This is a genomic window from Sorangium sp. So ce124 (assembly GCF_051525235.1).
In the GTDB taxonomy this organism is placed as follows: domain Bacteria; phylum Myxococcota_A; class Polyangia; order Polyangiales; family Polyangiaceae; genus Sorangium; species Sorangium atrum.
The window spans coordinates 4,199,635-4,210,659 of record NZ_CP150312.1 but is presented as its reverse complement, the minus strand read 5'-3'; the positions used below and the strand labels follow the sequence as shown (position 1 = coordinate 4,210,659).

At 70.7% G+C, this 11,025-nt stretch carries 8 protein-coding genes; 2 read left to right on the top strand and 6 right to left on the bottom strand.

Annotated features, from left to right (window positions below; translation table 11 throughout):
• Window positions 1-198 precede the first annotated feature (198 nt).
• From WMF19_RS15925 to WMF19_RS15915, 3 genes are all read right to left on the bottom strand, one after another.
• Entirely contained in the window at window positions 199-789 is a 591-nt protein-coding gene (locus WMF19_RS15925; protein WP_437899881.1) for a DUF981 family protein, read from the bottom strand.
• A 131-nt stretch (window positions 790-920) separates the two neighbouring features.
• Window positions 921-1,778, bottom strand: coding sequence for a 2-oxo acid dehydrogenase subunit E2 (locus WMF19_RS15920; RefSeq protein ID WP_437899880.1), 858 nt, complete (start codon window positions 1,776-1,778; stop codon window positions 921-923).
• Between the two features lie 216 nt (window positions 1,779-1,994).
• Entirely contained in the window at window positions 1,995-3,587 is a 1,593-nt protein-coding gene (locus WMF19_RS15915; protein ID WP_437899878.1) for a PAS domain S-box protein, read from the bottom strand.
• A gap of 1,148 nt (window positions 3,588-4,735) precedes the next feature.
• Between WMF19_RS15915 and WMF19_RS15910 the strand changes: the two genes are divergently transcribed.
• Window positions 4,736-7,393, top strand: a complete 2,658-nt coding sequence (locus tag WMF19_RS15910; RefSeq protein ID WP_437899876.1) for a cation-translocating P-type ATPase — start codon at window positions 4,736-4,738, stop codon at window positions 7,391-7,393.
• 228 nt (window positions 7,394-7,621) lie between these two features.
• On the opposite strand, the gene speB is transcribed toward WMF19_RS15910, so the two are convergent.
• The gene (speB, locus tag WMF19_RS15905) at window positions 7,622-8,572 is read right to left on the bottom strand and encodes an agmatinase (RefSeq protein WP_437329424.1); all 951 of its coding nucleotides are present in this window, start codon (window positions 8,570-8,572) and stop codon (window positions 7,622-7,624) included.
• 261 nt (window positions 8,573-8,833) lie between these two features.
• Between speB and WMF19_RS15900 the strand changes: the two genes are divergently transcribed.
• The gene (locus WMF19_RS15900; RefSeq protein WP_437899875.1) at window positions 8,834-9,466 is read left to right on the top strand and encodes a pyruvoyl-dependent arginine decarboxylase; all 633 of its coding nucleotides are present in this window, start codon (window positions 8,834-8,836) and stop codon (window positions 9,464-9,466) included.
• A gap of 64 nt (window positions 9,467-9,530) precedes the next feature.
• Here WMF19_RS15900 and WMF19_RS15895 read toward each other — a convergent pair whose 3' ends face one another.
• Both WMF19_RS15895 and WMF19_RS15890 read right to left on the bottom strand, forming a co-directional pair.
• Window positions 9,531-10,262 carry an ABC transporter ATP-binding protein gene (locus tag WMF19_RS15895; protein WP_437899874.1) on the bottom strand — a complete coding sequence of 244 codons (732 nt, stop codon included), beginning with the start codon at window positions 10,260-10,262 and terminating at the stop codon, window positions 9,531-9,533.
• Window positions 10,237-11,022, bottom strand: a complete 786-nt coding sequence (locus WMF19_RS15890) for an ABC transporter ATP-binding protein (RefSeq protein WP_437329421.1) — start codon at window positions 11,020-11,022, stop codon at window positions 10,237-10,239. Before WMF19_RS15890 ends, WMF19_RS15895 begins: the two co-directional genes overlap by 26 nt.
• Between the last annotated feature and the right edge of the window lie 3 nt (window positions 11,023-11,025).

Genomic DNA, 11,025 nt, shown 5'->3' with positions numbered 1-11,025 from the left:
TCGCCTCCCGAGCGCCCGAGAGATCGACGGCTCGCCTGGGCCTGTGATGCCAGCTGCCGTGATTCCTGTCGGAGGCGCCATCAGGGCACGGGCTCATCCTCGGATACGGCGACCCGGCCACCCACGCGGTCACGGTGGGCCTGTCCGCATCCTCGACGCTGCTGGGCGCGGCTGCAGGCGCGGTGGTCGCCGTGCCGGCTATCGCCACGAGCGCATCTCGAGCGGCACCCATCTCCCGAACGCGTCGAGGCCCGTGTGCTTCACGTAGGCCACATAGCCGAACAGCGCGAACAGCGCCGCCGAAGCGGCGAGCAGCGCGCCTGCTGCGCGCCGCGCCAGCGCGGACCTGCCCATCGCCGGAGCGATCAGCAACCCGAGGCCGCTCGCGCTGTACATCGCCGCGGCGAGCGCCGGGTTCTGCGTCATCCCGTGGCGCGCGATGGCCAGCGCGAGCACCAGGTTGGTGATGCCCCCGAGGGCCCCGAGCAGGAGCAGGGGTCCCAGGCGCTCGCCGAGCGACAGCGCCGGTGCGCCGATCACGAGCAATGTCCCGAAATAAACGAGCGGCTCTCCGAAGACGATGTTGTACCCGCCCGGGATGGGCCATGTCAGCACGAGGTGGAGGCCCGTGATGAGCAGGATGAGCCCGCACGCCCCGAACGCCCAGGCAAAGCTGCGGCGGCGAGCCTGCGAGTCACCGGGGGCGGGCGTGCCGAAGAGATACCAGGCCCCGAGCGCCAGCGCCGCCGCCGCCGTGACGAGCGGAAGCGTGAGATAGTTGATGTACATGGATTCCTCGTCGTCGTGCGAGCTGGTCGTCGCCGAGCCAGCGCCCGACGCTGCCGAGCCGCGCCGGAGAACGTAGAGCCGGCGTGTCCGTGCCGGCAGCGCGGAGACGCCCGCGGGAGACGCGACGTACGTCAGCCAGGCGCGGGCGCGTCCGCGTCCAGCCGATCAAAGCAACGGAACGGGTCCTCCAGCATCTCGCGCACTGTGCGCGCCAGCACGCTCGCGTGGAAGCCGTCGATGAAGCGGTGATCGAACGTGGCGCTCACGCGCATCACCTTGCCGGGCACCACCTTGCCGTCCTCGACCACCGGCTCGTCGCTCACCACGCCCGGGACAACGAGGACCGGCGTCCGCGTATACGGCACGAGCGGCACATAGGCGTTCTCCAGGCCCAGCGAGCCGACGTTGGTCACCGTGAGCGCGCCGAACGGGTCGCGCGGAAGCCCGAGCTTCGACAGGTCCAGGTTGAGCGTGTACATCACGAATGAGAGCAGGCGCAGGAAGAGGTTCATGAAGAGGAACGGGACGTGTCGGATCGTTCGCTTCGTCTCTTCCACCGCCCTGTCGCGCCGCTGGCGCGCGCGCTCGATCGTCCGGTCCAGCTCGTCGACGATCTGCACCAGGCTCTTCTCATGGGCCCGCTCGATCGTGGTCACGGTGAGATCCACCTCGCCGTCGCCGCTGGCCGCCTGCACGACCAGCACCGAGACGGTGACGCCGCGCCGGAGGTAGATCTTGTTCCAGCGCAAGATCGCGTTGGCGTCGGGGCAGCGGCGCAGCGCCTCGGCGCAGGCCTTGGCGACCAGGTGCGTCACCGTGAGCCGACGGCCGGTGCTGCGCCGGAACGCCTGGATGTAGTCGAGCGCGCGGTCCATGCGCAGCGTGAGCGTGCCGTACACCGACGGATCGTACGCGGTGCGCCAGGTGCCTATGGCCAGCTTGCGGAAGCTGGAGATCTTCTGTTGGGGCACGAGATCAAGATTGGGCATGATCCACCCGGCCATGGCCCGCGGGCTGCACGGCTCGGGCCAAGGCGCGCAGCGCGCTCCGGGTCCTCTCGCGAGCGGAGCAACAGCGCCTGGGAGTCAGCATCCAGCGTTGCTCACCGCGCTTCCTGGCCGGCCTTGCCGGTCGCCCCCCGAAGCACGGGAGCCGGCGGAACGCCGCGGAGATCGAAGCCACCCCCGCGTCGAGCGGCCCGGGCCCTAGTCAGGACAGGGCAGCGTGAACCGGAAGGTCGCCTTCCCGGGCTCGCTCTCCGCCCAGATCCGCCCCCCGTGGGCCTCGACGAGCCCTCGCACGATGTAGAGCCCGATGCCCAGCCCGGCGGCGCCTCCTGCCTTCGCCTCGCTCGTCCGGTAATAGCGGGCGAAGAGCCTCGGCAGCTCGTCCGGAGCGATCCCCTTCCCCTCGTTCTCGACCGCCACGAGCACCTCGCCGCTCCGCCGTTCCACCCCGATCCTGATCGGCGTCCCGGGCGCGCCGTACTTGGCCGCGTTGGACAGCAGGTTGGTGAGCACCTGCTCCAGGCGCCCGGGATCGGCCCAAAGCGGCGGGACGCCGTCCAGCACCTCGACGTCGACCCGATGTCCCTTCGTCGCGTCGGCCGTCCGCTCCACCGTCGCCCGGATGAGCGCTGGCAGATCGACCTCGACGCGCCTGAGATCCAGCCGACGCGATTCGAGGCGGGAGACGTCGAGCAGATCGTCGATCATCCGGTTGAGCTGCATCGCGCTGGCCAGGATGTGCTGCGCCTTGTCGCTGCACTGCGGTTGCCTTGCGAGCATGGCGGCCTTGAGGACGATCGTGGTGATCGGCTGGCGCAGGTCATGGGCGATGACGCTGGTCCACTCCTCGCGCATCCGCGCGAGCTCCTTCAACGGGCTGACGTCCTCGCCAGCGACGACGGCCCCGGTGATCGTGCCCGCGCTGTCGCGGAGCGGCGCGGCGGCGACGAGGAAGGTCCGGCACGAGCCGTCCGTCTTGGTGACGATGAGCTCCTCGCCGGGGATCGTCTCGCCGCGCAACGCCCGGCTCGACGGCAGCTCGTCCAGCGTGAGGGCGGTGCCGTCCGGGCGGCGCAGGCGACCGACGTAGTGGCCCCGCTCCTCCGCGCCCCCGGTGAGATCTCGCGCGTGCGGGTTGCCGAGCATGCGCTCCGGATCGTTTCTGTCGATGAGCAGGAGCGGGATGGGCGCGCTATCGAAGATGATTTGCAGCGTCCTGCGCTCGGCGTCCAGCTGCGCGAGCAGGCGCTCCCGCTCCTCCTCGGCCTGTTTGCGCGCCGTCACGTCCTCCACCTGGGCGATGTAGTGAACCGGCTCGCCTTCCGCCCCGCGCACGACGGACCCGTGCAGGATGACGGGGATGACCCTTCCATCCTTGTGGATGTATCGCTTGGCGAGCTGATAGCGCGGGATCTCGCCGCGGCGCAGCTGCTCGGCCAGGCCGACGTCGGTGTCCACGTCGTCGGGGTGGGTGATGTCCTGGAAGCGGAGCCTCGAGAGCTCTTCCGCCGAGTAGCCCAGGATCTCGCAGTAGACGTGGTTGACGCGGATGAACCGCCCGTCGAGCCCGACGATGGCCATGCCGATGGGCGCGTTCTCGAAGGTGAGCCGGAAGTGCTCCTCGCTCTCGCGGAGCGCCCGCTCCGTCTGCTTGCGCTGGGTGATGTCGCGCCCCTCCGGTGCGGCGCGCTCCGTGACCTCGCGCGGCGCCGCGCCGGCCTCGTGGGGCCCGCTCCGGCAGGGCGACGACGCGCAGGCCCCCTCGTCTTCGCGGGCTCCCGACGGATCCATATTATGTGTCCACACCATGACCCCGCCTCGATCGGCCGATAGTTGCACGAGACCCACAGCCACGCCGCCCCCTCCCTCGAGGGGTGACTCCAGCATTGGCATCCACTCCGAACGGCCTGACCGAGGCCGAAGCGGTGAGGAGGCGCGCGAACCCAGCCTGGGCCGCTCGCCGCTCAAAGGAGGTGGTCTGGGCTACCGTGGCTGACCTGCCAGCAGGCCGATGATGGGGAACGAGAGCAGGACCGAGGAGGAAATTCCCATCATTCAGCGCATCCATTCGAGCAGCGAAGACGCCAGAAGACCCACGAGGGTGTAGGTGACAGAGTGGGCCACGGCCGTCTTGACCACGATCTCGAGAAGCGTTGGTCGCACTTGACTCACGGCATGCCCCTTGTGAGACGATGTTGTGTGCGCTGTACAGTGTTGCCAGAATAGCGATCACGTTGTTCAAGCGAGAAATTAACCGCCAAGACACCAAGGACGCCAAGATAAGATTCTCTTCTTGGCGCTCTTGGTGTCTTGGCGGTTCGAAATTCCTCGCTTTTCAGGCGATTTCAACCCGTTTGTCGCTAGTTGCAGTCGCACGATGCGGCGATCGTGGTCACGCACATCGGCGTCGCTCGAGGAGCCTGCTGCTGCCGGGCCGCCCCGCGCAGGCGAGGCGCGCCGGGTGCCACGGAGCCTGACGCGGCGCCCACGTGAACCGTGGTGCTCCGCAATCGTATCGGTACCGTGTTGCAGGGCACGTGCCAGCGATCGCCCCGGCCGCGTCGAGCCACGCCGGGGCTGCCTGACCCCAGCCGTCCGGAGCGCGCTGGCCTGGGCTCCTTGTCCACCTCCAGGCCCGGGGTAACCCGCGCGCGGACGTCCCACCGGGCTTCATCGCGAGCTGGCAAGGTGGCGTTGCCGAGGATCCGCAGCGGTGATCATGGGCAGCGACCTGCAGTTCTTGCGTCAACGCGAACGACACGCGCACGCGCTTGACCAGCGGTATCCGGACAACCTGTGGGCCCGGTAAACGAGCCCTCGGACGTAGAGCCCGAGGCCCAGCCCGGCGGCGCCTCCTGCCTTCGCCTCGCTCGTCCGGTAATGGCGGGCGAAGAGCCTCGGGGCTTGTTGCTTGCTACTCCGTTGCCGAGGCCTCGGAAGTGAGTCGATCGTCCTCTCCTGTCGCCGCGGCCGGACAGGCAAAGCCGTCTCACGCCACCGGCGCTAAACCGCGCATCCATCCCTCGGAGCTCGCCGCGCTCTCCGTCGAGGAGCGAATCCAGGCATTGCGATCCAATCCAACTGGATTGACGGACGTCGATGCGGCGAGGAGGCGGCTCGCTTGCGGCGACAACGAGCCCGCGCCGCCCAGGCGATCACGTCCGCTCCGGACGCTGGTCGCGCAGTTCACGCACACGCTCGCGCTGCTGCTCTGGCTCGGCGCCGGGCTGGCCTTCGCAGCGGGCGCCCCGGAGCTCGGGTTCGCGATCGTCGCTGTCGTGGTGCTCAACGGCGCGTTTGCGTTCATCCAGGAGCACCGCGCCGAGCAGGTCGTGAGCAGCCTGATGCGCCGGGTGGCCGTGCGCGCCCGCGTCGTCCGGGCGGGCGTCGAGCGGCGAGTGCCGGCGCGCGAGCTCGTCCCGGGCGACGTGGTCCGGCTCGCGGCAGGCGAGATCGTCCCGGCCGACTGCATCTTGCTCGGCGCAGACAGCCTCTCGCTCGACCTCTCGATGCTCACGGGCGAGACGGCGCCGGTCGATCGCGACGCCGCGCCGCTCGCCTCGCCGGGCCGAGGCGCGGAGGAGCTCACGCTCCCGAGCCTGCTCCCGAGCGGCGCGTCCGTGGTGACCGGCGCGGGCGAGGCGCTCGTGTTCGCGACAGGCGCGGAGAGCGCCGCGGGCAAGATCGCCAGGCTCCTCGAGCAGGGCGGGCGCGAGGGCTCGCTGCTCGAGCGCCAGGTCGCGCAGCTCTCGCACGTCACCGCGGCCATCGCGGTGATCGCCGGCGCGGCCACGCTGGTGCTCGCGCAGGCGTTCCACCGCGTCGGCGCGCTCGGCGCGCTCACGTTCGCGATCGGCGTGATCGTGGCGCTCGTCCCCGAGGGGCTGCTCCCGACGCTCAGCGTCTCGCTCGCGATCGGCGCGCAGCGGATGGCGGCGCGCGGGGCCCCGGTGCGGCGCCTGTCCGCGGTCGAGGTGGTCGGGTCGGTGACGACCATCTGCACGGACAAGACGGGGACCCTCACGCAGAACGCGCTCTCGGTGCGCTGCTTCATCCCCGCGCGCGGCGCGCCCCCGGACGCGGAGCAGGCGGCGCGGCTCGCGGCCGCGCTGTGCAACGACGCGCGCCCGGCGCCGGCGGGCGGCGATTGCGAGGGCGATCCGGTGGACGTGGCCCTCGCGCGCTGGGCCGCGGCCGGCGGGGTGGACCTGGCCGAGGCGCGCGCCCGGTGGCCGCGGATCGCCGACACCGCGTTCGACGCGCGCCGGCGCTACATGGCGGTGACGTGCGCGGAAGGCGGCGCCACGCGGGACTTCGTGAAGGGGGCGCCCGAGGCGGTCGTCGCGCTGACCGGCGCGCCGGCGCCCGCGGGCCTGGACGAGGCGGTGGTGGGCGCGGCCGAGCGCGGCGAGCGCGTCCTCCTGCTCGCCGTGAGGGAGGCCGGCGGCCCGCTCACGTGCCTGGGCCTCGCCTGCCTGCACGACCCGACGCGGCCGGAGGTCCCCGCGGCGATCGCCGCGTGCAGGCGCGCGGGCGTGCGGGTCGTGATCCTGACAGGCGATCACCCCGCGACCGCGCGCTCCGTGGCCGCCGCCATCGGGCTGGAGGCGGACCGCCTGGTCGAGGGGCCCGAGATCGACGCGATGGACGACCGGACGCTGCTCGAGCTGCTCCAGGCCGGCGCGAGCCTCGCGCGCACGACGCCGGAGCAGAAGCTGCGGGTCGTGCAGGTGCTGCGGCGGTCCGGCGAGGTGGTCGTGGCGACCGGCGACGGCGTGAACGACGCCCCCGCGCTCCGCGCCGCCGACGTCGGCGTGGCCATGGGCCTGCGCGGCACGGAGGTGGCAAAGCAGGCGTCGGACATCATCCTGTCCGACGACAACTTCGCCACGATCGTCGCGGCCATCGAGGAAGGCCGGGCCATCAAGCAGAATATCCGCCGCTTCGTGAGCTATGTGTTCACGAGCAACGTCGCGGAGCTCGTCCCGTTCCTTCTCTACATCTTCTTTCCGATCCCTCTCCCGCTCGCGATCGTGCAGGTGCTCGCGATCGACCTGGGGACCGACGTGCTCCCCGCGCTGGCGCTCGGCGTGGAGCCGCCTTCGCCCGCGACCTTGCTCGTCCCTCCGGAGCCGCCCCGCAAGCCGATCCTCACCCGGGCGCTCGCGCTTCGGACTTTCTTCCTTTATGGGACCGTGGAGGCGCTGCTCGGCGTACTGGCGTATTTCGGCTTTTATTCGGCGCATGGCTGGAGGCCGTTCGACTCGCTCGATCCGCTTCGCGCGCTGGAGCGAGAGGCTGCCACCCTGACCTTCATCGGAATCGTCTCGGGTCAGATAGGGTGTCTGTTCGCTCAGCGCGACGGGCCTCTCCGGAAGCGCCTCGCGTTCTGGTCGAACCCATGGGTAGCCGCCGGGCTCTCGATCGAGGTCGCGCTGGCCATCGCTCTCATCTACGTGCCGGGGCTGAATGGGCTGTTCGCGATGACGTCCGTGGGGCCGGCGTGGCTCCTCGTGCTGCCCGGAGGCGCGGCGGTGATGATGCTCCTCGATGGCCTGCGGCGCGTCAGGACGGAGCCGCCTTCGTCGGGCTCGTAGGCCTGGAGCTCGCAGCGGACGCAGTGACGCGCACCGCTCACCGGTCCTCGAAGGCGAGGCCAGGACCTCCGGCTCCTTGAGGGCGCCGGCGCTGCCCGTCCGGACCGCGCCGCTTCAGGTCGCACGCCCCGTCAAGGCCCCTCCGGGCGAACATGCCGTGAACCATGCGGCTACTTGGCGGCGTGTGCCGAGGGGGTCGCCATCCGCCGGCATGCTTCGATGTTGTCTTCAGGACCGCCGCGCCCGCCGGACGGCCATCAGCGACAGCAGCTCGAACGCCAGGTTGGCGGCCAGGATCGAGGTGATATCGCCATGATCGTACGGCGGGGACACCTCCACGACATCGCACCCCACGAGCTCGACCCCGCGCAGCCCTCGCACGAGCTGCAGCATCTGCTGGCTGGTGAAGCCGCCCACCTCCGGCGTGCCGGTGCCCGGCGCGAAGGCCGGGTCGGCGGCGTCGATGTCGAGCGAGACGTAGATCGGGCCGCGGAGGGCCTCTCGCATCATCCGGACGACGGCGGGCATGCCGAGCTCCACGACGTCATCCATCGTGATCGCGCGCACGCCGCGCTCGCGCGCCCACTGCCAGTCTATCGCCTCGGGCGTCGGACCGCGCAGCCCCACCTGGACATAGCGCGAAGGATCGATGATCTTCTCCTCGATGGCGCGTCGAAACGACGTCCCGTGGCTGTAGGGCTGCTCGTCGAACTCGCGGTGCCAGGTGTCCGGGTGGGCATCGAAGTGCACGACCCCGAGCGGGCCGAACTTCCTGGCGTGAGCGCGCATCAGCGGCAGGCTGACCGAGTGATCGCCGCCGAGCGCCAGCACCGTCGCGCCCGCCGCCAGCACGGCGTCGGCTCTGGCCTCGATGTTGGCCATCGACTCGGTGATGGATGGAGGAATGACGTTCACGTCGCCGTAGTCCACCGCCTTGAGCACGTCGAGGGGCTTGACCGCGAGAGCGTTGTTGTACCCCCACAGCACCACGGACGCCTCGCGGATCCGTCGCGGCCCGAGGCGAGCGCCGCTGCGGTAGGACGTGCCGCCGTCGTACGGTACGCCGACGACGGCCACGTCCACGCCGGTCAGGTCGCGTGTGACCGGAAGACGCATGAACGACGTTATCCCGGCGAAGGGCTCGAGCTCGGCGCCAAAGCCGGATTCCGGTGTGGTCATGAGGCGCTCCTGCGGTGAGGGGACCCGCGCCATCCTGACCGCTCCCGCACGCTCCAGCCAGCGCTCCGATCGACGCGCCGGACAGCGCGGACAGCGCGAGTCCGTCGCCCTGGTCCTCGCGGGCGCCGGAGACGCGGGGGGCAGCGCCGGCATCTCATGCTGCCGGGGCGCGGGCCCGGGCGTGCGCGCGACCACCACGGCTCTCGCGCGCAAACGCCGAGACGTGCCGCGCGGAACCCGGACGTCCCGGAGGCGAGGACGATGCAGCGAGAACCAGATTACCTCACCCGCGTGCCGCTGGCCTACTTCGTCACTTCTGGATACGGAGACACCGACTACGGTGGTGGGCTCGATCCATGGCATACAGGGTCGTTCGATCTGGCCCTGGCGATGGGCGGGATCGAGAACTTCAATATCATCCTCTGCAGCTCGGTAATCCCGCCGGAGGCGTACGAGATCCCCATCGAGGTCGCAAAGCCCCACTTCCGCCACGGTGCGGTGATGGAGGTGATCATGGCCTCGGTGAACGGGAGGGCCGGCGAGACCGTCACGGCGGGGCTCGGCCGCGTCCGCGTCCGCGATCGGCTGACCGGCGCCTGTCTCGGCGGGTTCGCCGCCGAGTACGAGGGGCACGACGACGCCGCCACGGCCGCAAGCACGCTCCGTCGCGAGCTGGAGGGAATAGCGCTGCGCCGCTACGGCGCCGCGCAGGTGGACCTCGAGTACGCCGAGCCGGCGATCGCCTCGCGCCAGGTACAGAACAGGTACGGCACCGCCATCGCCACGCTGTGCTGGCTCACCTATTCGTTCCCGCAGCTGACCGACCCGCAGCGGGAGGCGCTGCGCGCCGCGGCGAAGGCGGATCGTTGGTCTCCGGCCCGCGCGAATCGGTGAAGGCGCCCCGGCCGATGCGCTCGAATTCGCGTGGACGGGCGCCGCGGCGGAGGCACGCGATGGGCTATCCTCGACCGCCGAGGTAGGCGGAGCTCACGGCCAGGTCCGTGCTCAGCTCGCCAGCGGAGCCCTGCAGGGTGATGCGGCCCGCCTCCAGGACATACGCGCGGCTCGCCACGCGGAGCGCCGCGCGGGCGTGCTGCTCGACCATGAGCACGGTCGTGCCTGCCTCGTTGATCTCCCGGACCGTCCGGAAGATGAAGCGCCGCAGGTTCGGCGAGAGCCCCATGGACGACTCGTCGAGCATGAGGAGCACGGGGCGGGCCATCAGCGCGCGGCCGAGGGCGAGCATCTGCTGCTCGCCTCCGGAGAGCGTGCCTGCCAGGTGGCTCCGCAGCCCGAGGAGCTGGGGGAACATCGCGTAGATCCTGCGCATGTCCTCCTTCACGCGCTCCCGCTGCGCTCGGACCGAGAACGCCCCCACGAGGAGGTTCTCCTCGACGGTGAGCGGCTCGAAGACGCGCCGGCCCTCGGGCGCTTGCACGACGCCCATGCGGACGATGTCTTCGGGGCGACGCCCGGAGATGTCCTTGCCCCGAAACCAGATCTCGCCCTGTGTGGGCTTCACGATGCCCGAGATGGCCCCGAGCACCGTGCTCTTGCCAGCGCCGTTGTTGCCCAGGAGGGTCACGATCTCCCCCTCGTCGACGTGGAGGTCGACGCCCTTGAGCGCCTCGACCGTGCCATGGAAGGCATGGACGCCCTTCAGCTCAAGGAGCTTGTTCGATGTCCTCATCCGACTCCCTCCCGAGGTAGGCATCGATCACCCTCGGGTCGCGCCGGATCTCGGCCGGCGCCCCCTCGGCGAGCTTCTCTCCATGATCCAGCACGATCAGCCTGGAGGTGATCGACATGATCAGGGTCATGTCGTGATCGATGAGGAGGAGGGTGACGCCGGCGTCGCGGATCCTGTGGATGACATCCGTGAGCGCGATCTTCTCCGGCGTGCTCAGCCCCGCGGCCGGCTCGTCGAGGAGCAGCAGCGTGGGGCGGACCGCCATGGCGCGGGCGATCTCCAGGCGGCGCTGGGCGCCGTAGGGCAGGTTGCCGGCCGCCCGCCTGGCCTCGCCGGCGAGGCCGACGAACTCCAGCCAGCGCCGGGCCTGCGCTCGGGCCTCCCGCTCCTCGCGCACCTGCGAGGGCAGGCGCAGCACGGAGGAGACGAGCCTGGCCCGGGTGCGGCAGTGCGTGCCGGACAGGACGTTCTCCTCCGCAGAGAGCTGGGGGAACAGGCGCAGGTTCTGGAAGGTGCGGGCCAGCCCCAGGGCCGCGCGCTCGTCGGGGCGCAGGCGCAACAGCGATCTCCCGCCGAACACGATCGAGCCGGCGGAGGGACGATAAAAGCCGCTGATGCAGTTGAACACGCACGTCTTGCCGGCGCCGTTCGGGCCGATGAGCCCCAGCGTCTCTCCCGCCTCCACGGAGAAGCTCAGGGACCGGATCGCGGTGTGGCCGCCGAAACGAAGGCTCATTTCCTCGACCTCCAGCAGCGCCACGGC